Below are 22,616 nucleotides of genomic sequence, written 5' to 3' on the forward strand. Positions count from 1 at the left end.
TTTATGAAAGAAGGATATATTTTGCAAAGCGAGAAAAAGAAGATGCTCACACTCGCCATCGCGGCTGCATTTATGGCGACATCCGCCCCCGCTTGGGCGGCGCAAATGCCGCAGCAGACGAGTGAGGCAGCAAAGGAAGAGTCTTCTGCTGCGCCTGTCGCAGCGGCAGAAGACGATCATGCGCTCGAAGATACCGTCGTGACGGCGACGCGCCGCGAAAAGCGCGACATTGACGTGCCGGCGGCAACCGTGGTCATCACAGGCGAGGCCATCAAGGAGAGCGGCGCCGCCGATGCGGCGGACGCGCTCGCCAAGGTCAACGGCTTCGCCTACAAATCCTTCGGCCCTTCCGGTGCTTCGATGGGAACGATGAACAACGAGCTGAACGTGCGCGGCTTCAAGAGCGGCACGCTCGTACTCATGAATGGCAGTCCCATCTCATGGCGTGGCAAGTACAACCTCGACCAGATCCCTGCCGACCAAATCGAGCGCATCGAGGTCGTCAAAGGCTCGGGATCCGTCCTCTACGGCAGCGAAGCGATGAGCGGTATCGTGAACATCATCACGAAGAAGGGCGCGAGCAATGCGGCGCATGTCGGCTTCGGCAATTTCGGACAGCGCCAGTACGGCGTGAGCGCAGGCGACGAGCGCTTCGGCGTCTACTACAATTACGACAAGTGGGGGCATCTGAACGGCCTTGCCGAGACAGATGTCATATCTGCGAAGTTCAACGGCTCGACGCGCACCGACTTGCGCGATGTGGAGAAGACGAGCGCGGGATTGACATATCATATCAATCCTCAGCTTGATTTCCTCTTCGGCTATTACAAGACGGAAGCGACCTATCTGCGCTTCGTCGACCGCGTGGATCGAACCTCCTCGGGCGTGCGCCTCGGCGACCCGTTCCATGCACGCACCTACACGACGGAGCAATACGTGAGTCAGCTCAATTACCACGATCATGCGTGGAAGGGCAGCCTCTATTTCAATACGGGGACGGTGGAAGCGAAGGGGCCGACAGAGATTTCGCGCACGGGTGCGAAAACGCCCGGCGATTGGTACAACACGCGTGAGCGCAATACGACGTACGGCGTCGATCTGCAGCGCACATGGAAGCTAAGTCCGAAAGCGACCGCCGTGCTCGGATTCAGCTTGGAACACGAACTCTACAAGGCGCTTCCTGCGCCGTCGACGAAGAACCCCGCGAGCTATATGCGAAACAACTGGGGCGTGTTCGGACAATGGGAGCAGAAGTTCACAGAGCGCGATACGGGCATCTTCGGCATGCGTGAGACGTGGACGACAGCGGCGATGCGCGATGAGAACTATCATAATTTCAGCGCTTCGGGGCAGTGGCTGCACAAGCTCGACCACGAAAATAGCCTCTATCTTTCCGTCAGCCAGTCCTTCATCATGCCGAAATTCGCGCAGATGTACGGCGCGAGCAGCCGCCTCGTGCCCGCACCGGATTTGAAGCCTCAGACGGGCGTTACCTACGAGATTGGCTGGAAGGCGAAGCACGCAGGACATACGTGGAAGGCGGCGCTCTTTCACATGGACGTCAAGGACAACATCACGGCGACTTGGAAACCGCGGGAGGACAGGTACCAATACACGAATGAAGATTTTCGCAACACGGGACTGGAACTTTCGTGTGAGACGCAAGGAAAGCACGGCTTTTCGTGGAACTGGGGAGTCACATGGCAGAATCCCGAGACGAAGGGCAGCAAGGGCGCAGACTGGCAGCGTACCTTCGGCAAGCTGCAGCTTACGGGCGGCGTGCTTTACAAGAAGGGCAAGTGGAGCTCGTCGCTCACAGGATCCTACCTCGCAGGCCGCGTGCAGTCGCCTTCGAGCAAGCCGGCCTATGCGTGCAAGCCGTACTTCCTCACGAGTTGGAGTACGGCATACCATCCCGACGAAAGAAGCGAGATTCGCCTGAGCGTGGAAAACGTGCTCGACCGCGCGGATGTGACATCGCATACGGGTGCGAACTACCGCGTTGCGCCGACGAACTTCATGCTGAGCTGCAACTATACGTTTTGAGAAATTAACGATGAGAGGGCGGCACGGAGCATCCGCATTCTTCGATGCTTTCGGACAGGGGGAAGAGATGTGCAGGAGCTTTTGAACATCTCGGATCATGCGTGCGATACGCTGGGTGTCCTCGACGGTGATCCGTCGCTCCTTGCTGCACTTTTGCAGCAGGGCGGCCTTTCAGGCATCGAGTTGATGGTCACGGGCTATGGCGATCCGGCTTTCTTTCCTACGGAAACGGTTCACGGCGTGCATCTGCGCTTCTGGCCAAACTGGCTCGATTTCTGGCTGGGCAATGAAGAGGAACTGCAAAAGGAGTTTGGCAGCAGAGAGAACGTCGCTGCCGTCTTCGGGGAGAATCGTGCAGAGTGGCTCGCGCTTTGGCGCGAGAACATGCGCACGGCGGCGCGTGTCGGGGCACGTTATGTCGTCTTTCATGTAGCGAATGCGCGCAGCTGGGAGATGAAGTGCCGCCATTTCGCTTATGGATCGGTGCAGGTCATTGACGCTGCAGCGGAAGTGGTGAACGCCATCGCGGATGTTCTTCCTGAGGAGTGTTTGCTGCTCTATGAAAACCTCTGGTGGCCGGGATTGACGCTGACCGAGCCGAAGCTCGCCACGCGTCTGATCGAAAAGACGCATCATGAACGCACAGGCTTCGTGCTCGACACGGGCCACATGATGAATACGAATACGAGTCTGACGAATGAGGATGAAGCTGTCCGATATATTCTGCAAAAGGTGGAAAATCTCGGCTCTTTGCGAGAAAGGATCTTTGCCATGCATCTGCACCGATCACTTTCGGGCGATTTCGTGCAAAGGAGCATGGTTGAGGCGCAGAAGGAGGAGATGCGGACACTGTCCTTTGAGGAGGGGTATCGTTACGTCTCGGCAGTCGATCGCCACGAGCCATTCGAGACTGCAGCTGTGCGTCGCCTGATCGAGGCGGTCGCGCCCGAGTTCCTCGTGCATGAGTTTCTGATTTCCTCGTGGGAGGAGTGGCAGAAGAAGGTGAAGAAGCAGAAAAACAGTCTTTGGGGAGGTGATGCATCGGAATAAAGAGGGATGTAAGTTTGCTGTTTATCTAGGAGAAGGAGTGCATTTTTATGAAGTTGAAGAAAATTGCTGTAAGCTTGCTGCTGGGCGCAACTCTCGCCGCTGGAAGTGCCGTATGCGGTGCGGAAGGGCTTGATTGGATCACGCCGCAGGATATGTCGCTTGGCGGCGTGGAGCCGGGAATGTCACTTGACTATGTGGAGAGCATTTACGGACCGATGAAAGATGTGCAGTCGCATTACGTCGAGCATCTCTTCGGCTACGGCGACACCGTGAAGATCGTGCCATCGGCGGATGGTATGAGTGTGAAGTCCGTCCTCGTCAAGGGAAACAATGGCTGGGCGACGCCTGCAGGTGTGACTGTCGGCATGGATGCTTCGATCCTGCAAAAAATCTATGGCACGGGTGCAGTCGACTCGACGAAGCATAAGAAACACCGTATGCCAGGCTACGACTACTACACGTATTGGCAGACAGACAATCCGTTTCACTATCTGACCTTCGGTGTCAAGAACGGTAAGATCGCCTTCATCAAGGTCGGTTTGATGCAGCGCTAAAAGAGAATGGAGGAATCATGGCATGAGGCAGGATGTTTTCAAATATAGTTTTTTTGTACTCCTGCTCTGCCTTGGTTTTGTTGCGGCCTTGGGAACTGGCGTTATCAACATCCCATTGTCCGATACGGCAGCGATTCTTATACATCGTATGACAGGGATGCTCGCGAATCCTCTGACGCAGGGCATCCTTGGCGATGTGATCTGGCAGCTCCGTCTGCCGCGCTTTTTTGCTGCCTGTTTTGCAGGTGCCGGACTCGCGGTGTGCGGTGTCGTCATTCAAGCCGTCGTTCGCAATCCGTTGGCAGATCCTTATATCCTCGGCATTTCGTCAGGTGCAGGACTGGGGGCGACAGCGGCTGTAGCGTTGCGATTGAGCCATGTGCTCGGACAGGACAGCATGGGTGTGTTTGCCTTTTTGGGAGCGCTTGTTGCATCGTTTCTCATTTTGCTGTTTGCTTCACGCAGTCGTCAGAAGGATTCGTTTCACCTGCTTCTTATTGGCATGGGACTCAATGTCATCTGTTCAGCTGGCATCAGCCTTTTTGTCGCATTGGCGGCAGATGAGGCTGGCATACAGACGATTACTTATTGGCTCATGGGAAGCCTTCTGCAGATTCAGTGGCACGGCCTTTTGATTTTGACCGTCGTTGTCTTGCTCGGTGTCGTCTTTTTCTGTACGCAGCAGAAAATCTTGGATTTGCTGTTGCTCGATGATGATACCGTGCTCACGATGGGACTGCGATTGCAGCGCTATCGACAAGCTTATGTCATGCTCAGTGCCTCCATCGTCGGCATCATTGTATATGAAACGGGCATGATCGGCTTTGTCGGTTTGATCGTGCCGCATATCGTCCGCAGGATTTTCGGCAGCAGCCATCGCCGCGTGCTGATTTTCAGTGCGCTCTTCGGTGCACTCTTCCTTTGTTGGGCGGATGTGCTGGGGCGCATATTGTTGCCCGGCATGGATGTGCCAATCGGCATCATGGCGGCGCTCTTCGGCGGACCGGTGTTTCTCGGACTGCTTTGCAGTCGCAGGTATGGCTTTGGGAGGTGAGAGATGAGAAAACGATTTTTGAAAATCAGCATGTATCTGTCGGTTTTTTGTACGATTTTTTTCAGTGGCTGCACACATCAGAATATGGAGTCGATGGAACAAAGTCGTACGGGAAAAAGCGAAGATGCCATTAAAGTGGAAAACCTGCGCATTGAAAATTACTTTGTCAAAGGGAAAAACATTCAGACGTTTGACGAAGTACCGCAGCGTGTCGTTGTCATCGGTGAGACGGAAACGGAGGCGCTCATGGCGCTTGGCATCCAAGATCGTATCGTCATGGCGTTCAAGTCGAATGATCGCGGGCAGAACATGCGCCCCGAAAATGCGGCGCGCTTTGCTGAGGTACCGCAAAAGACGCGGGCGTACATCAACGTCGAGTATATATCCTCGCTGCGCCCCGACGTCATTGTAGCGGAGCAGGATAAGTTCACGCAAGCGCGTTTGCGCGATACGGACTATTGGAATCGGCGCGGCATCAGAACATTCGTGCCATACAACACAAATACACCGTCGAAGCATATTTATCCTGAAACAATTGAGAAGGAAATGCAGTATATCGAAGGCTTGGGAAAAATTTTCCACAAAGAAGAGCGGGCTGCGGAAATTGTCTGGGAAACAAGGGAAACCATACGGGAAATCCGCGAAAAGACCGCGAATGAACCAAAACCGAAGGTGATGTTTGTGGAGTTTTTGAGCAGTTTGATATCCTATGACAGGACGAAGTTGGCTGGTGATATGGCGGCGAGCATCGGCGCTGATGTACCGACGACGCCGCCGGTTATCAGTTTCGAACAAATCATTCAAGAGGATCCTGATGTGCTTTTCGTCGTCTGCAGTCATACTGACTATGGAGCATGTCGCGTGCGCATTACGGAAAATCCGGCATTGGCACAGCTCAAATGCGTGAAAAATCATCGCGTTTACAGCATACCGTTGCGCTACACCTACTCTTCGTTGGCACGTACGGCGGACGGTTTGCGCTATATGGCGCAGTGCATATATCCGCAGGAATTTCCGTGGGTGGATGATCCACATTAAGAAAGATTTTAGAAACAAATGTTTTAGGAGGAAGAATTTCATGAAAACGGATTTGGCGAAGAAGATTTTGCTGGGAGTGTTTTCTGCATCATTTGCATCGACATTTTTAATACCCTTCCCTGTATGTGCTGCAGCAGATCAACAAGCTGTCAATAAAGACGCTGCGAAGACTGCAGAGAATGACAATGCACATGAGCTTGGAGACACCGTTGTCGAGGGTGCACGGCGCGGCTATGCAGGCGGCAGAGTCAGCGGTAGGGGAGGCGTGGGGCTTCTCGGCAAGCAGGATGTCATGGATGCATCCTTTAATGCGGTGACGCTCGGGCATAAATCCTTCGAAGATTTTTCGCTTCCCGGGCAGGCGCTGACGAATGTGCTGACGCTTGATCCGTCTGTGCGCTCAAGCACGAGCAATCTCTACAACGACATTTCGATTCGCGGTTTCAATGCAAGCGGTCATTTTTATTACGTCAACGGTATTCCAGCGATGTTTTTCCAAGGGAACATTCCTACGCTCTTTGCAGAAAGCGTGACGGTGGTAGCAGGTCCCGGCTCTGGTACGAACAGCACTTCGTTCAGGGATAACGCAGGCGGCACGGTCGATATCACTTCGAAACAGGCGCAGACGAAGCCGAATCTTGATATGAAGCTGACATTTTCAGGACGCAGCTCGTTGGAAGAGAGCATCGACTTTGGCAAGCGGTTCGGTGCCAATAATGAGATGGGTCTGCGCATCAATGCCAACAATATTTCCGGCGGCACGTCTACGCAAGGTGAGAAACTGAAGCAGGAGAACATCTTTGTCAACCTCGACCAGAAGAGCAGCCATAGCAAGACGAATCTTCTCTTGGGTTATACACATACGAAGCATACGGCAGGCATGTGGAGTATTACATTCCAGGATGCGGTCACATCACTGCCGTCTGCCATCGACGGCAGCCGTAATCTGAAGCCGAATTGGGCGTACAATGAGTACGACAGTATCTTCGCCGCGCTCAACCATGAGGAGAAGCTCAGCGATCATGCAAAGCTCTTCATCAATGCCGCATGGCATCATCTGAACTGGTACGGCTATGTGGATGGTACGGTTAAAGTTGGCAACAACCTCGGTGATTACACCATCGGCTTCTCGAACTATCCGATTGAAACGTACAATCGCTATTTGGGCATCGGTATTCGCGGTGATTTCAAGCTAGGTGAAGTCAAAAACGACTATGTCTTGAGCCTCGACCGCATCTCACAGGCGAACTACGGCGGACAGAAACCGGGATTCAGCGCCGGCGTTACCGGCAATATCTATCGCGGTATTGCCACGCAAACATATACGGGCACGCCTGACTTTGTTGCTCCGCATGGAAGCGATACGGCTTTGCGTGGCTGGCATATCATTGACACGCTGACTTCGCCAAATAAGAAACTCATTGTGACGCTTGGTTTGCATGGTCACAGCGCTACGGTGGACAGTTATAACAAAACGACGGGAAAGATCACATCGAGCGTCAATTCCGATGCGACCTGCCCGACCTTTGGCATCACTTACAAGTTCACTCCGCATCTGATGGCGTATGCGAACCATGCGGAGAGCTTCAGTACGGGAAGTTTGGTCGGTTCGAGTTATGTCAATGCAGGCGAGGTGCTTGCTCCCGCGAAGACGAAGCAGAATGAAATTGGCGTGAAGTGGGAAAATAAAAAGGTTTTGCAGACCCTGAGCCTTTTCGAGATCAAGCAGGCGAACAATGCTATTGAAAATGTGGCAGCGGGACAGCGCTTGACGCGCAATGGCGAGCAGCGGAACAAGGGTGTCGAATACATGGTATCGGGAGCGATTTCTCCGAAGTGGGAGCTTGTCGGTGGTCTGATGTATCTCAATGCGAAGCAGGAAAAGACGACGGCGGGTAGATTCGATGGAAAGAGTGTAAATGGCGCTGCTCCATGGTCAGGCACGCTGGCTGCCATCTATAAGCCGCAGCGGGATCTTTCCATGCTTGCAAGACTCAATTACATGAGCTCGGCGAAGCTCTTTACATCTTCAGACGCGTCCTATAAAGAGCTCGATGTGCCCGCTCATCTGACGCTTGATCTCGGTGCAACATGGAAGACGAAGTGGGAGCAAGTGCCCGTGACTTTAAGTCTTATGTGCTATAATGTGACGGATAAAAAATATTGGCAGCCGCGCACTGGGCAGAGTTCATTGATTGTCGGTGGACCGCGCACGTTTATGTTCTCTGCTGGCTTTGAACTTTAAGCCGCCCATGCGAAGAAGAAAAAGCAGGTATCGCCTGTATTTCATCGCTGTCAGCCTCACTTTGTTTCTTGTGACTTCTATCGTCGCTGGCTTGAAACTTGGTTACTTGGAAATCTCGTGGCAGCAGCTTCTTGCGTGCCTTGCGGATTTCCCGGCATCATGGCAGAGCAACGAGCCACTTGATGATACAATCTTCAACCTGCGTATGCCGCGCGTCGTTTTGGCCGCGGCCGTAGGTATGGGGCTTGCCGTTTGCGGCGTCGTTATGCAGGCGATCCTTGCGAATCCGCTTGCCGATCCGTATATTCTCGGCGTATCGTCCGGTGCCTCGCTCGGTGCTGCTGTCGCCATCTTTTTTGGTGCAGGCGCGATTTTCGGTGCACAGAGCATTGGCATCTTTGCCGCCGCAGGAGCATTTCTCATCTCCTTGCTCGTCCTCCTGATGGTTTCTTCAGGGAAGAAGGATGTGAGCACAAGACTGTTGCTCGCAGGCATGGCGTTTCATGCCGTTTGCTCTAGCGTTACATCTTTCATCGTGTTCATCGGCGGCAGTAAGGAGGGGATGCAGTCCTTTTCCTTTTGGCTCTTGGGCAATGTCGCGAATACGAAATGGGAAAATATCTTTGTGCTCCTCGTGATTGTTGCGTTCCTCAGCGTTTTTTTCCTCGCACAGTCGCGGCGGCTGAATTTGCTGCTGCTCGGTGAGGAGGACGCCGTCGTACTCGGTCTTGATGCGAGACATTGGCGTCTCGTGCTTCTTGCGACAGAGGCGCTCTTGATCGGGTTCATCGTCTACAATGCAGGTATCGTCGGCTTTGTTGGGCTCATCGTGCCGCATATAAGCCGCACCTTTTTTGGGGCAGATCATTGGGTCATGTTGCCGATGTCTGTGCTTTTGGGCGGCATCGTCGGTGTTTGGGCGGATATTCTGGGACGCACGCTTTTTACCGGAGTGGAAGTACCGTTCGGCGTTATGCTTGCATTGGTGGGGGGACCGTTTTTCCTCTATTTGGTAGTTCGTCGCTCCTATGGATTTGGGAAAGGGTGAGGCCATGGAAATCCGTGTAGAAGATCTGGAGAAATCTCTCGATGGCAGGAAAATCATCGAGCGCATCAATCTCGCAGTCAAGGACAAAGAGACTGTCGGCATCATCGGACCGAACGGCAGCGGCAAGAGCACGCTCTTGAAGTGCATCTACCGCGTGCTGGAGCCGGAATTGGGCAAGGTGTTCTTGGGCGGCGATGAACTGCGTGATCTCTCGGTGCGCGAATCGGCGATGCGTCAGGCTGTGCTCGCGCAGCATCACAGCACGGGATTTGACTTCACGGTGCTCGAAGTCGTGCTTATGGGCAGAAGCCCCTACAAGGGCATATTGGAGCGCTACAACGAAGAGGACTTCGCCCTCGCGCACAAGTACCTCGCTTTCACGGGCATGGAGAGGTTCGCCAAGAACTCCTTTGCGACGCTCTCAGGCGGCGAGCAGCAGCGCGTGATGCTCGCGCGTGCGCTCACGCAGTCGACGCCGTGTCTCATCCTCGATGAGCCGACGAATCATTTGGACATCCGCTATCAGCTGCAGGTCATGGAAAACGTGCGGCAGATGAACCTCACGGTCATCGCCGCCATCCACGACCTCAATATTGCCGCCGCTTACTGCGATCGTCTGATTGCCATGCGGCGAGGTCATATCATTCGGGAGGGGACGCCGAGGGAGTTGCTGACGGAAAAGTTCATCTATGAGCTTTACGAGGTTCATGCGCGCGTCGTAGAACTTGATGACGATGCCGTCGTTATTTCGTATCGTTTGTAAGGAGAGGAATCCACTATGATGGAAAAGGAATGGCTGCTGAACAATCCACATCTGACGGCGGAAAAGATGAGTCCGATCGAGGAGCGCATCCCTGCGGCTCGCACAGAGGTGCATGAAGGACTTTCGCGTGCGAAGGGCATCCTCGGGGAAGAGGGCTACAAGAAGTACCTTGCGCCGTTGCAGAATCTCGCGAAGAGCGGCACGACGCTCCTCCTCACGGTGCGCACGGCGCGCGAGCGCACGATGCTTGTGAAAGAGTGCCTGCCAGCCTTGAAGGAAGCCTTCGGCGCGAACGTCGTCAAGGTCGTTGCCGTCTGAAATGGGCGGCGAGGAAGCGGACTTGAAAGAACGATTGCTGACGCAGGAAGAGCGCGAGCGGTATTCGCGCCAGATGCTCTTGGCAGATGTTGGGGAAGTCGGACAGAAAAAGCTTCTCGCCGCAAAGGTTTTGATCGTCGGCGCGGGCGGGCTTGGCTCGCCTGCGGCGATGTATCTCGCGGCATCGGGCGTCGGCGAGATCGGCGTCGTCGACGATGATGTTGTCGATCTCTCCAACTTGCAGCGCCAGATCGCGCATCGGTCAGCGGATGTGGGCAGGAAGAAGGCGGATTCGATGGCGAGGGCGCTTGCCGCGCTCAATCCTGAGGTGCGCGTTAACGTCTATCGGGAGAGACTTTCTGAGGACAATGCCGAGGATATTCTCTGTGATCGCAGCTATGATTTTGTTCTCGACTGCACAGACAATTTCCCTGCGAAGTTTCTCATCAATGACGCCTGCGTGCGTCTGCATAAGCCTTTTTCTCATGCGGGAATCACGGGATTCAGCGGGCAGATCATGACCGTCCTGCCAAGAGAAAGCCCGTGCTATCGCTGCATTTTTGAGGATGTGCCCAAAGAGGGGACAGTGCCGACGAGTCGCGAAATCGGCGTTCTGGGCGCAGCGGTAGGCGTCATGGGATCTTTGCAGGCGGTCGAGGCTGTCAAGTATATTCTGGGCATAGGGGATCTTCTTGTCGGGCGATTGCTGATTTACGACGCGCTGACGATGAAATTTCGTGAAGTGGAGTTGCCAAAGCGGAATGAATCGTGCACGGCATGCAGGAACGTTTGATTGTGAAGCGATGAAGGAAAATATCGCAAGGCAGAGCGAGGCGGCGAATGTACATGGCGATGTGCATTCGCCGCCTCGCGCTCTTCCCTTCGGGCTTGACCTCTTGGATTTTCATAGCAAGCTACACGCACAAACGTCCACTTTGTGGACATTGTGCGTCGCCCTTACAGAAGCCTAGCCAATCGGTCTGCGTCTTCGACTTGACCTCTTGGGGCTTCATGGTAAAATAAAGGGTGAGTTTGGAAGTACGCATACATTCGGCACTTTCTGGCAAATCAAAGGAAAAGAGGCTTTATCGTGAAGAAAATCATATTGACAGGCGACCGTCCTACGGGGCGGCTTCATCTCGGACATTACGTCGGCTCGCTCAAGCGGCGCGTTGAGCTGCAGAATTCGGGCGAGTACGATGAAATATACATCATGATCGCCGATGCACAGGCATTGACCGACAATATGGACAATCCTGAGAAGATTCGTCAGAATATCATCGAAGTCGCGCTCGACTACATGGCATGCGGACTTGATCCAGCGAAGACCGTGATGTTCGTGCAGTCTGAGGTGCCGCAGCTCTTCGAGATGACGGCTTACTATATGAACCTCGTGACGGTTTCGCGCCTGCAGCGCAATCCGACGGTCAAGGCGGAGATTCAGATGCGCAACTTTGAGACGAGCATCCCTGTGGGCTTCTTCACCTATCCGATCAGCCAGGCGGCGGACATCACGGCATTTCAGGCGACGACCGTCCCCGTGGGCGAAGATCAGGAGCCGATGCTTGAGCAGACGCGCGAGATCGTGCGCAAGTTCAACGAGGTCTACGGCGAGACGCTCGTCGAGCCGCAGAGCCTGCTCGCCTCGCAGAAGGCGGCGATGCGTCTTCCCGGCACGGACGGCAAGGCGAAGATGTCAAAGTCCCTTGGCAACGGTATCTACATCTCCGATTCGGCAGCGGAGGTGAAGAAAAAGGTCATGTCGATGTACACCGATCCCGATCATATCCGCGTCGAAGATCCCGGTAAGATCGAGGGCAATACGGTCTTCACCTATCTCGACGTATTCTCGCGTCCCGAGCATTTCGAGAAGTTCCTGCCCGAGTACGAGAATCTCGATGCCTTGAAGGCGCACTACAGCCGTGGCGGCCTCGGCGACGTCAAGGTCAAGAAGTTCCTCATCGCGGTATTAGAAGATGAACTGGCACCGATCCGCGCACGCCGCAAGGAGCTTGAAAAAGACATCCGCGCTGTTTATGCCGTGCTCGCCGAAGGCAGCGAAAAAGCGCGCAAAAAAGCCGCCGCAACGCTCGAAGCGATGAAGGCGGCGATGAAGATCAACTATTTCCAAGACGAGGAATTGATCGCTGAGCAGGTAAAGCGGTTTACAAGCGAGGCGTAGGGGCTGCTTGATGATCCATCACGTTTGCAATCTGGATAAATCTCTGTTTTCTCTCGTTGAGGCGAATATACAGTCAGATGAAGTGGTATTTACTGAAGAGCGGATGGCACATGTTCGGATTCAGCATGGGAATGATTTTCTCATATTCAAGGAGCGCTTGGCAGAAGCGATTATGAATCCAGACTATATATTGGCATCTGCTTTTCCACATACGGCAATGATTTTGAAGGAATTTCATAGCGATGGAAAACGTTTGAATCTCATTTTGCGATTAGCCGTGGTGAGCGATAATTCGAAGAGGAAGAACTCAATTATTACTTATCATGTATTAAGTGGCAAGAAATGGGAGAAATATTTGCGAAATAAAAAAATCCTTTACAGAAAGGCGAGTATCATATAAGATGAAAGTAGAGAAGAGAACATCTGAGGTGGTAAATTTCGTGTCGACCACACGCCGATGGCATGACAGGGGAAACCCGAGAGATGCAGGGGCATGGCACGCCTGCCGGATGTTTTCTTGGCTCGGTTGCCGCTCAGAAATGGGCGGCTTTTGTTTTAGGAAATTTCTTCTTGCACAGTGACAACATATATGCTATCCTATAGAGCATAACTTCAAATTGCAAATGCGTTGCAGAGGAATAGTAGGCGTCGTGGAATGGATAGAGAGCCGCTGGCTGGTGGAAAGCGGAGAGGAAGCGCCGTCGAACTCGCCTTGAAGCAGCTCGCTGAAACCGACATGGAGTAGGCGGAGCCGGTGCCTGACCGTTAGAGCAGGAGGATATGATGGTATCCGTTAAAGTGCGCGCTTCGGCGCGAAATTGAGTGGTAACACGTAAGCATTGCCTTTCGTCTCTTTGGGGATGAAAGGCTTTTTTTATGAAGAGGCATGTAGGAGGCGTTATTTATGAAGAATTTCACAAAGTACGAGAAGCAGTATTTTCTGCCGCCTGAGATAGATTTGAGCTGGCTCAAGAAGGAGCATCCGACGAAGGCGCCAACGTGGTGCAGCGTCGATCTGCGCGACGGCAATCAGGCGCTGATCATCCCGATGAGTTTGGAGGAGAAGCTGGAATTTTACAAGATGCTCGTGAAGATCGGCTTCAAGGAGATCGAGGTGGGATTTCCTGCAGCATCCGATACGGAGTTCGCGTTCCTGCGCCGCCTCGTAGAGGATGATCTGATCCCCGACGACGTGACGGTGCAGGTCTTGACGCAGGCGCGTGAGCATATCATCAAGAAGACGTTCGAGGCGCTTGACGGTGTGAAGAACGCCATCGTCCACGTCTACAATTCGACGTCGGTGCCGCAGCGCGAGCAGGTGTTCCACAAGTCAAAAGAAGAGATCAAAAAGATTGCCGTCGAGGGAGCGAACCTCCTCGCCGAGCTTACGGCGAAGGCGGGCGCCGACTACCGCTTCGAGTATTCGCCCGAGAGCTTCACGGGCACGGAGCCGGAGTATGCTCTTGAGGTCTGCAATGCCGTGCTCGACGTCTGGCAGCCGAAGCCGGAGCGCCCTGCAATCATCAACATCCCCGTGACGGTGCAGCTTTCGATGCCGCATGTCTATGGCATGCAGGTCGCCTATATTTCGCAGAATCTCAAGTACCGCGACGCCGTCCGACTGTCCCTGCATCCGCACAACGACCGCGGCTGCGGCGTGGCGGATTCGGAGCTGGGCATCTTGGCGGGCGCGGAGCGCATCGAGGGCACGCTTTTCGGCAACGGTGAGCGCACGGGCAACGCGGACATCGTGACGCTTGCCATGAACCTCTTCGCGCTCGGCGTCGATCCCGAGCTGGACTTTTCCAATATGCCCGAGCTTGTCGAGCTTTACGAGCGCGTGACGCGCATGAGTGTCCACGCGCGTCAGCCGTATGCGGGCGAGCTGGTCTTCGCCGCGTTCTCTGGCTCGCATCAGGACGCGATCGCCAAGGGCATGAAGTGGCGCGAGGAGAAGCATCCGAAGTTCTGGAATGTGCCGTACCTTTATATCGATCCGAAAGATGTCGGGCGCGAGTACGACGGCGACGTCATCCGCATCAACAGCCAGTCGGGCAAGGGCGGCGTCGGCTATCTCTTGGAGCAGAAATTCGGGCTTGATTTGCCGAAGAAGATGCGCGAAGATCTCAGCTACTTCGTCAAGGGCGTTTCCGATCGTGGACATAAGGAGCTTCTGCCCGAAGAGGTGCATGAGCTTTTCCAGAAGGAGTACGTCAATGTCGATGCGCCTGTGCGGCTCGTCGATTTCCTACTGCGCAAGGCGCCGGACGGCGTACGCGCGGGCGAGGTGCACATGGAAATCGAGGGCAAGCCCGTGACGTACCAGGCGCGCGGCAACGGCCGCCTCGATGCCATCAGCAACGCTTTGCAGGAAAATCTTGGCATTTCCTATAAAAATCTGACGTACAGCGAGCACGCGCTCGAAATCGGCTCAACTTCGCGCGCTATGGCATACATTGGCATCACGGCGGAGAACGGCAAGGTCACATGGGGGGCAGGAATGGATACGGACATCATCACGGCATCGGCGATGGCGCTCGTCAGCGCCATCAACCGCATGAAAGCGGGAAAATGAGGACGCTGGTGACCATCGTCCTCACAAGTATCGTGACGACGCTTTTGCTCGCGGCACTCTCTGCAGGCGCTTTCGTCTATATTGTCGACGGTTACTTCGTTGACCTCGCCTTGGAGCGCGGCAGCGGCAGCGATCCGTTGGCGCCGCCCGTCATCGCCGCGAGTCTTTCCGACCCCAATGTCCATCTGCCAGAGAAGCCTGAGGCGAAGAGCGAGGATTGGACGCTTCGCTCCTTTGACGGACTGCATCTGGCGGCGACACACTTTTCGCCCGCTGCACCGAGTCATCGCTGGGTCGTGCTGCTGCATGGCTACGGGCGCAGTCAGGCAGATGCGTGGGATTATGCCGAAGCGTACATTGAGCACGGCTATCATGTCCTGACGCCGGATTTGCGTGCTTCGGGCAAGAGCGAGGGCAAATATGTGACGATGGGGACGTTCGAAAGCCGTGATGTTGCCGCATGGGTTTCGCGCATCGCCGAGGTTGACCCTGCAGCGCGTGTCGTGCTGCACGGCGTTTCCATGGGAGGGGCGACGGCGCTTCTCGCGGCAGGGCGGGACGATGTGCCGCAGAACCTTGTCGCCGTTATCGAGGATTCGGGCTATACGAGCGCCGAAGACATGTTCGTGCGGAAGATGGAGAGCTTCAACCTGCCAGCATCCGTCATCATGCGCGGCATGGATTACATGAGCCGCAAGAAGACGGGCGCTGCGCTCTCTGACGCCTCGGCGATCGACGCCGTGCGCCGCATGAAGGCGCCGACGCTCTTCATCCACGGCACGTCCGACCTGCTCGTACCTTACAGCATGATGCAGGAGTTGGCGGCGGCGTCGAGCGCACCGCAGAAGGAAGTGCTGACGGTCGAGGGCGCGTGGCATGCGGCGGCGAAGGCGAAGGATCCGGAGAATTACTACCGCCATGTATTCGCCTTTGCCGATCGCTGGACGAATTGAGATTTGGACGGCGGGCGTTGCTTAGACTTTCGGGTTTGCGGGTGTTTTGCTGTTGGCATGGTTTTTGCTGTAGGAAGGGATGAGTTTATGCGGGCAGTCGTGACGAGGGTGAAGGAGGCCGCCGTCTCCATTGACGGTGCAGTGACGGGCGAGATCAAAGAGGGCTTTCTAGTCCTTCTGGGCGTGGGACCGGCAGACGGGGAAGAAGAGGCGAAGCGCCTCGCAGAGAAAATCTGTCGTACGCGCGTCTTTTCCGACGCGGCGGGCAAGATGAATCTCGCGCTCGAAGATGTCGGCGGCGCGCTCCTCGTCGTCTCGCAGTTCACGCTCTACGCCGACCTTTCGAGCCGCCGCCCGGGCTTTTCCAAGGCCGCGAAGCCCGCGATTGCCGAGCCGCTCTACGAGAGTTTCATGGCACATTGCCGCGCTCTGGGCTTTCGCGTTGAGCACGGCAGTTTCGGCGCAGATATGCAGGTCACATCGGTCAATGACGGGCCTGTGACGCTGCTTTTTGATACGGAGTGAGAGAATCCCCGCCCAATGTGGATTGCTCACTGCTAAGCGGACAAGAAAGTAAGCCAATGTCGTAGAATTACGCTGATTTATGCAGTCTTGCTCCATATTTCGTATGGAGCAAGACTGCTTTTCTGTTGTATGCGCTTATGGTTATAAAGGTGCACATATTGATCTGCAGGCGGGGTATTTTTATTGCGAAGAAGGGGATTTCATCCAATAGTGTGCTATAATACAGAAAGACATAAGAATCAGGACAGGAGGACGATTCCTTGAAAAAAACTTTGGAGGATGCCGTTGTCGTTTTGAACCGCGCCATATTGCCCGACGTCTGGCAGATGGAGCTTCTCTCGCCGAAGATTGCAGCGGGAGCAGAGCCGGGGCAGTTCGTCATGGTGAAGAAGCCAAAGAGCGCGCATCTTCTGCGCCGTCCGTTCGGCGTGGCGGACATCGACGACGAGAAGGGGACGATCACGCTCTTTTACCGCATCTTGGGCGAGGGGACGGCGGAGCTTTCCACGCTGCGGCCGGGTGAAACTCTGAGCGTCGAGGGCGCACTGGGCACGGGCTTTACGCTCACGGACGAGCCTGCGCTTATCGTCGGCGGCGGCTTGGGACTAGCACCGCTTCTTCTGCTTGCGCATCGTCTGCATGAAAAGCCCGTCGTCATCGTCGCCGCCCGCACGGAGGCGGAGACGTTCTGGACGCGCTTCTTCACGCCGCATGCGAAGGCGGTCTACATCGCGACGGACGATGGCTCAAGCGGCTTCCACGGCTATCCGCTTCACTTGATGCCGCTCGTCCTCTGCGAGAATGAAGTGCATGCTGTCAAGGTCTGCGGCCCTGACCCGATGATGGACGGCATCGCGCGTCTGGCGCGGAGCGCGGGGCTTTCCTGCGAGGTATCGTTGGAAAAGCGCATGGCGTGCGGCTTCGGCGTCTGTCTGGGCTGCACCTTCGAGGGAAAGGCGACGGGCAGGAGGCGCAAAGTTTGCACGGAAGGGCCGGTCTTTGCGGCGGAGGAGGTTTTTGAATGAACAGGGAAAGGCTTGCCGTCGAGGTCGCGGGCATCCGCATGGCGACGCCGATCATGGGCGCGTCGGGCACGTTCGGCTTCGGCATGGAGTATGAAGATTTCCTCGACCTCGCGGACGTCGGCGCCGTCGTCTCGAAGGGCATCACGCCGAAGCCGCGTGCGGGAAACGGCGGCGTGCGCATCGCTGAGACGCCCGCCGGCATGCTCAATTCCATCGGTTTGGAGAATCCCGGCGTCGAGGCGTTCTGCCGCGACATCCTGCCCGAGACGGCAAAACTGCCGACGTCGTTTATCGTCAACATCAGCGCGGGCACGGCGGAGGAATACGGCGAGATGGCGCAAATGCTCGACGTCGAGGGCGTCGATGGCATCGAGGTCAATATCTCATGCCCGAACGTCAAGGAAGGCGGCATCGTCTTCGGCACTGACCCTGTGCAGGCGGCGCGTGTGACGCAGGAGGTCAAAAAGCATACGAAGAAGCCCGTCATTGTAAAACTTTCGCCGAACGTCACCGACATCACGCAGATGGCGCGCGCCGTCGAGGAAGCAGGTGCGGACGCCGTATCGCTCATCAACACGCTGACGGGCATGGCGATCGATGTCGAAAAGCGTCAGCCGCTCCTCGGCAACATCACGGGAGGCCTTTCCGGCCCTGCTGTCAAGCCCATCGCCCTGCGCATGGTCTATCAGGCGGCGCAGTCGGTCTCTATTCCCGTCATCGGCATGGGCGGCATACAGACGGGCGAGGATGTCGCGGCGTTCCTGCTCGCTGGTGCGAGCGCCGTCGAGATCGGCGCGGAGAATTTCGCGAATCCGCGTGCCGTCGTCGAAGCGGCCGAAGGACTCGATGCGTATTTGGAGCGCCAGGGCATTGAGCATGCGCGGGATTTGATAGGAGCGTTGGAACTTTGAGGCCAGGGAAAAGGCGCAGGATGCGTTTCGCCTTCCTCTTTGCGCTGTTCTTCCTGCTCGCGCTCTCTGCCGGCTGCGGCGGAAGGAGCGCCGTCTACCGCGAGCCTCCGCACCATCCCGAGTTCGTCGAGGGCGCGAAGTTCTCGGAGAATCCTGCGAAGTTCAAGGGCAAGGAAGTGCAGTTCGTCGCGCGTGTCGTTGATATCGACGGCGCGGCGATGCAGGCGGAGATGCATGAGGGCGGACCGCGCCTCCTCGTCGAGGGCAAGGGCGTCAGCGCCGCCGAGCCGCGCCCGTCGCGCGGCGACTATGTGCGTCTCTATGGCAAGGTGGCGGAAGACGACAGGGCGGGCTATGTCGCCGTCATCGACTCCTACAAGGTCACGGTGCCGCGCTGGAGCGAACTCATGCGCACGTCGAGGAGTCTTAGAAGCGACGATGGTCATGTCGAGGTACAGATTCTCTCGGCTGTGGCGGCACGCAATTCGCTCGAAGTCAAGGAGGGAAATATCTCCCTGATGCCCGAGAGCGCGGCGACGAGGCTTTCGGACATCGCTTTCATCGGCATGACGCTGAAGATTCGCGGCGAGATCGACGACGACGGCGAGGGTGATTTCGACTACCTCGAGCGCAGCGGTCAAAGGATGCGCTCAGGCTTCACGCTCGACTTGGACGGCGATGGCACGGCAACTTTCAAGACGGAGGCGCTTTCCGTGCCGATGGAGTACAAGGAGGCACTGAAGGCGGTCGGCGCGTCGGGCGACGGTAGCGTCGCCCTGCCTGAAGGAAAGACATATCGTCTGCGCTATCGCTGACGTTGGCACTGACAGAAAGCCCCTGTATCGCGCAGGGGCAGTGGATAGTCTACGGTTTTTGGAAAGGAAGCAAGGCATGGAAGGTATGGACGAAAAGAGCCGAGAGGAACTTCTCGAAGAATATGCGCGGCTCATTGTGCGCATGGGCGTCAATCTGCAGACGGATCAGCCGCTCGTCATCAACGCGCCGCTCGCGTGCGCCGACTTCGCGCGCCGCGTTGCGGGCGCAGCGTACGATGCGGGTGCGCACGATGTGACAGTCGCGTGGAACGATGAACGGCTCGCGCGTCTGCGCTACGACAAGGCGAAGAAGAGCGTCTTCACGGAGTTTCCCGAATGGCGTCGCCGCCTTTACGAGGACAGTGCGGCAGAGGGCGCGGCCTTCGTCACGATCCATGCCGCTGATCCCGAAATCTTCAGCGGCGTCGAGCCGGAGCGTCTGACGCTCGCGCAGCAGGCGGCAGGTGCGGCGCTCCTCGAATACCGCCAGCGCTTGATGAGCAACAAGAATGCTTGGTGCGTCGTCTCGATTCCGACGGAAAGCTGGGCGAGCAAGGTCTTTCCCGAGGATGCACCTGACGTTGCCGTTGAAAATCTCTGGCAGGCGATCTTCGCTGCCGTGCGTCTAGCGCCAGGCGAGGATGCGGCTGTGCGCTGGCAGAAGCACATCGAATTTTTGGCGCGTGCGGCGAAGTTCATGAACGACCATGCTTTCTCGCGCTTGGAGTACAAGAACGCTCTCGGCACGAACCTCTCCATCGAACTGCCCGAGGGACATATCTGGATGGGCGGCGCGGAAAAGACGCAGGATGGCGTGACCTTCGTCGCCAATATGCCGACGGAGGAAATCTACACGCTTCCCAAGCGTGACGGCGTAAATGGCACGGTCAAAGCGACGCGCCCGCTGAATGTCAACGGCAATCTCGTCGAGGGATTTTCGCTGACCTTCAAAGATGGCAAGGTGGTCGACTACAAGGCGGAGCGCGGTGCAGAAATCCTCAAGGAACTTTTCTCGACCGACGAAGGTGCGAGCTATCTCGGTGAAGTCGCGCTCGTGCCCTACGATTCGCCAATCTCGAAGAGCGGCGTGCTCTTCTTCAACACACTCTTCGACGAAAATGCCGCGTGCCACCTTGCCTTCGGCAAAGCCTACCCGACGTGCATCGAGGGCGGCGAGGCGATGACCAGCGTCGAGCTTTTGCAGCGCGGCGTCAACGATTCGCTCGTGCACGAGGACTTTATGGTAGGCTCAAGAGATCTCGCCATCGACGGAATCGAGGCGGACGGCACGCGCGTCCCTGTGTTCCGCGAGGGGAATTTCGCCTTTGTTTGAGGACGGCAGACTTCAAGTGCGTCGTATCAATAGAAAAAGCCCGGATTTTCCGGGCTTTTGTTCATCATCGTTGGTGCGGACGAGAGGGTTCGAACCTCCATGCCTTGCGGCACTGGATCCTAAGTCCAGCGCGTCTGCCAGTTCCGCCACGTCCGCATTGTACATTTGACGGTTCTTATTCTAGCATGACGGCAGAAGGCTGTCAAACATTGGGAATCACAATCATATATTTGCCGAAATGGCAGGAGAAATATAAAACTTTATAGAATATTCCATATATGGAAGAATAAATGCGAAATCGTCTTGTTAGAGGTGCAGTTCTGCTTAGGAGGCTGAAGCCATGCCGATGTTCAAGAAGTCGATGCTTGTTCTCCTGGCCGTCGTCGCCCTTGCGGCGGGCGGTGCTTTCTATGCGGGGATTCATGGGCAAGAGGAAGTTGTCGAGCTGGATGCGGGTACGGCGCCTGTGCAAGAAGCACAGGCGAAAGAGATCGTCGTTTATGTCGCGGGCGCGGTCAATCGCCCGGGCGTCGTGCAGCTCGCTGAGGGGGCACGCGCGAAAGATGCGGTCGATGCTTGCGGCGGCTTTCTGCCTACGGCGGATACGAACGGTGTGAACCTTGCGCAGAAGCTCAAGGACGGTATGCAGGTCACGGTGCCGGAGAAAATGACTGCAGCTGCACAAGGTGCGGCGACGCAAGGCGTGACGGGAGGCGCACAGGCGGGGGCGGCGAAGCCCCTGCCCGAAGGCATGGTGAACATCAACACTGCGGACGAGAAGGAGCTGGACAAGCTGCCGGGCGTCGGCCCCGCCATGGCGAAGCGTATCGTCGAGTACCGCACGGAGAACGGCGCGTTCCAAGCCCCTGAGGAGATCAAGCGCGTCAAGGGCATCGGCGATGCGAAGTATGAGAAGATGAAGGACAAGATTGCATTGTGAGGGGAGAAGCAGCGATCATGAGAGGACGGACATTTAAGATGGGACGAGGCAGATATGAATAAACAGACGAAATATGCGATACTGCTTGCTGTTTTTATTGGTGTTTTTATAGGGGCGGGAGTGGCTTATTTGGCATCGCATGTGGGAAGAGATGCGATGTCGTCTGATGTCCGTGAAGAACCCGTTAATGTCAAAACGCATGAAGAAAAAACGGAAAAGAAAGTTGAGAACATTTACAATATCGGGATCACCGAAGAGGAATTTCGCCAAAGATTTAATAAAATTGCGGACGAATATGAATTGGATTTACGGTTAACCAAAAGACATATTTATGAAGGGACTTATGCGAACGTTTATGAAGCTCCTTTAAATATAAGTTCTTCATTAATTGTATCTTATGAACCAGACACGGGACTCATACGAGGCGTTCTCTTGTCAGGAACGACTGCAACTGAGCTTGAGTCAATTCGCTTCCTTTCTGCGCTTTCAGACATTACGGCAACGCTAAACCCGGATTTGCCTGATGCTGGAGCAAGAGAATTGTTACCTAAACTAGGGATATTTGATGGAAAACATACAAATTATAGAAATGTAAACAAAGCGACCTCTTGGAATAATATTTACTACAAACTGCAAGGAAATGGAGAGGGAAAGGTGATGTTCTTTGCCGTTGCAAAAGACATCAGCACCGAAGCCGATGCATCACTTGGAAGAGATGCGCCGCATAATATCATCACCGATATTGCGAATTATATGGTTTGGGATTATTCTAATCAGAACTCGTATAATGCAACAATGGATACTATGCCGAACAAGAAAAATAGCCCACAAAGTTCATCTGTAGAAATGTCTCTGGGCGGAATCGCTATTGGCGATACAAAAAACAGGGTTTATTCTATGTTGGGAAGAGAATCAAGGATTTCTTATGAAGGCAGCTATAGCGATCCTCGTTACCAATATCCGAATATGGAAGTGGTCATGTCTGGAAATATTGTCACGGCATTTGTTTCTAAAAATGCAATGGTCAAAACGGGACGCGGGATTGGCGAGGGAAATAGTGTTCAAGACGTATTGGCGGCCTATGGTAAGGCGGATATGATTATGGAGTATGATGGCTATCTTCTCTATGAATATAAATTCATCTCTGCGAATGGAAGAAACTGTCTATTGCGCTTTGCGATGAAAAATGGTACAGTCTCGTACATTAGCGGGAGAGTTGCAGAGTAATGGGACGACAACAA

General features: G+C 55.3%; 21 protein-coding genes, 1 tRNA gene and 1 other annotated feature. Of the genes, 21 read left to right on the plus strand and 1 reads right to left on the minus strand.

Annotated elements, in window-relative coordinates:
* Positions 1-3: 3 nt before the first annotated feature.
* The 19 genes from OL236_RS02720 to OL236_RS02810 all read left to right on the plus strand — a co-directional run bounded on the left by OL236_RS02720 (position 4) and on the right by OL236_RS02810 (position 20,435).
* Entirely contained in the window at positions 4-2,046 is a 2,043-nt protein-coding gene (locus tag OL236_RS02720; protein ID WP_265071216.1) for a TonB-dependent receptor plug domain-containing protein, read from the plus strand.
* A gap of 69 nt (positions 2,047-2,115) precedes the next feature.
* Entirely contained in the window at positions 2,116-3,096 is a 981-nt protein-coding gene (locus OL236_RS02725) for a sugar phosphate isomerase/epimerase family protein (protein ID WP_265071217.1), read from the plus strand.
* Between the two features lie 47 nt (positions 3,097-3,143).
* The gene (locus tag OL236_RS02730; protein WP_265071218.1) at positions 3,144-3,650 is read left to right on the plus strand and encodes a hypothetical protein; all 507 of its coding nucleotides are present in this window, start codon (positions 3,144-3,146) and stop codon (positions 3,648-3,650) included.
* A 22-nt stretch (positions 3,651-3,672) separates the two neighbouring features.
* Positions 3,673-4,704, plus strand: coding sequence for a FecCD family ABC transporter permease (locus tag OL236_RS02735; RefSeq protein WP_265071219.1), 1,032 nt, complete (start codon positions 3,673-3,675; stop codon positions 4,702-4,704).
* Positions 4,705-4,707: 3 nt separating this feature from the next.
* On the plus strand, positions 4,708-5,742 hold the full coding sequence (locus OL236_RS02740; RefSeq protein WP_265071220.1) for an ABC transporter substrate-binding protein: 1,035 nt from the start codon (positions 4,708-4,710) through the stop codon (positions 5,740-5,742).
* A gap of 40 nt (positions 5,743-5,782) precedes the next feature.
* Positions 5,783-7,987: a TonB-dependent receptor gene (locus tag OL236_RS02745; RefSeq protein ID WP_265071221.1), complete on the plus strand. Its 2,205-nt coding sequence runs from the start codon at positions 5,783-5,785 to the stop codon at positions 7,985-7,987.
* A gap of 70 nt (positions 7,988-8,057) precedes the next feature.
* The gene (locus OL236_RS02750) at positions 8,058-9,035 is read left to right on the plus strand and encodes a FecCD family ABC transporter permease (protein WP_265071222.1); all 978 of its coding nucleotides are present in this window, start codon (positions 8,058-8,060) and stop codon (positions 9,033-9,035) included.
* Between the two features lie 4 nt (positions 9,036-9,039).
* Positions 9,040-9,798, plus strand: a complete 759-nt coding sequence (locus OL236_RS02755) for an ABC transporter ATP-binding protein (protein ID WP_265071223.1) — start codon at positions 9,040-9,042, stop codon at positions 9,796-9,798.
* Positions 9,799-9,813: 15 nt separating this feature from the next.
* The gene (locus OL236_RS02760) at positions 9,814-10,116 is read left to right on the plus strand and encodes an RNA helicase (RefSeq protein WP_265071224.1); all 303 of its coding nucleotides are present in this window, start codon (positions 9,814-9,816) and stop codon (positions 10,114-10,116) included.
* Position 10,117: 1 nt separating this feature from the next.
* The gene (locus OL236_RS02765; RefSeq protein ID WP_413777387.1) at positions 10,118-10,909 is read left to right on the plus strand and encodes a HesA/MoeB/ThiF family protein; all 792 of its coding nucleotides are present in this window, start codon (positions 10,118-10,120) and stop codon (positions 10,907-10,909) included.
* 297 nt (positions 10,910-11,206) lie between these two features.
* Positions 11,207-12,298 (plus strand): tryptophan--tRNA ligase, encoded by a 1,092-nt coding sequence (gene trpS / locus OL236_RS02770; protein WP_265071226.1) that lies wholly within the window; start codon positions 11,207-11,209, stop codon positions 12,296-12,298.
* A gap of 10 nt (positions 12,299-12,308) precedes the next feature.
* The gene (locus OL236_RS02775; RefSeq protein WP_265071227.1) at positions 12,309-12,698 is read left to right on the plus strand and encodes a PBECR2 nuclease fold domain-containing protein; all 390 of its coding nucleotides are present in this window, start codon (positions 12,309-12,311) and stop codon (positions 12,696-12,698) included.
* 219 nt (positions 12,699-12,917) lie between these two features.
* Positions 12,918-13,155: a binding site (T-box leader), on the plus strand.
* Between the two features lie 47 nt (positions 13,156-13,202).
* Positions 13,203-14,873, plus strand: coding sequence for a 2-isopropylmalate synthase (locus OL236_RS02780; protein WP_265071228.1), 1,671 nt, complete (start codon positions 13,203-13,205; stop codon positions 14,871-14,873).
* Positions 14,870-15,826, plus strand: a complete 957-nt coding sequence (locus tag OL236_RS02785; RefSeq protein WP_265071229.1) for an alpha/beta hydrolase — start codon at positions 14,870-14,872, stop codon at positions 15,824-15,826. The genes OL236_RS02780 and OL236_RS02785 overlap by 4 nt, the downstream gene beginning before the upstream one ends.
* An 87-nt stretch (positions 15,827-15,913) precedes the next feature.
* Entirely contained in the window at positions 15,914-16,351 is a 438-nt protein-coding gene (dtd, locus tag OL236_RS02790; protein WP_006192015.1) for a D-aminoacyl-tRNA deacylase, read from the plus strand.
* 260 nt (positions 16,352-16,611) lie between these two features.
* Positions 16,612-17,376 (plus strand): dihydroorotate dehydrogenase electron transfer subunit, encoded by a 765-nt coding sequence (locus tag OL236_RS02795; RefSeq protein ID WP_265071230.1) that lies wholly within the window; start codon positions 16,612-16,614, stop codon positions 17,374-17,376.
* On the plus strand, positions 17,373-18,287 hold the full coding sequence (locus OL236_RS02800; RefSeq protein ID WP_009646527.1) for a dihydroorotate dehydrogenase: 915 nt from the start codon (positions 17,373-17,375) through the stop codon (positions 18,285-18,287). Before OL236_RS02795 ends, OL236_RS02800 begins: the two co-directional genes overlap by 4 nt.
* A complete protein-coding gene (locus OL236_RS02805) occupies positions 18,284-19,102 on the plus strand; it encodes a hypothetical protein (RefSeq protein ID WP_265071231.1) in 819 nt (272 codons plus the stop codon). The genes OL236_RS02800 and OL236_RS02805 overlap by 4 nt, the downstream gene beginning before the upstream one ends.
* Before the next feature lie 76 nt (positions 19,103-19,178).
* A complete protein-coding gene (locus OL236_RS02810; RefSeq protein ID WP_009646519.1) occupies positions 19,179-20,435 on the plus strand; it encodes an aminopeptidase in 1,257 nt (418 codons plus the stop codon).
* Positions 20,436-20,506: 71 nt separating this feature from the next.
* On the opposite strand, the gene OL236_RS02815 is transcribed toward OL236_RS02810, so the two are convergent.
* Positions 20,507-20,591, minus strand: a tRNA-Leu gene (locus OL236_RS02815).
* Between the two features lie 184 nt (positions 20,592-20,775).
* Here OL236_RS02815 and OL236_RS02820 point away from each other — a divergent pair.
* Entirely contained in the window at positions 20,776-21,375 is a 600-nt protein-coding gene (locus OL236_RS02820) for a ComEA family DNA-binding protein (protein WP_265071232.1), read from the plus strand.
* Positions 21,376-21,429: 54 nt separating this feature from the next.
* Positions 21,430-22,602: a hypothetical protein gene (locus OL236_RS02825; protein ID WP_265071233.1), complete on the plus strand. Its 1,173-nt coding sequence runs from the start codon at positions 21,430-21,432 to the stop codon at positions 22,600-22,602.
* Positions 22,603-22,616 lie beyond the last annotated feature (14 nt).

Origin of the sequence: Selenomonas sputigena, assembly GCF_026015965.1 — a bacterium.
Classification (GTDB): Bacteria; Bacillota; Negativicutes; order Selenomonadales; family Selenomonadaceae; genus Selenomonas.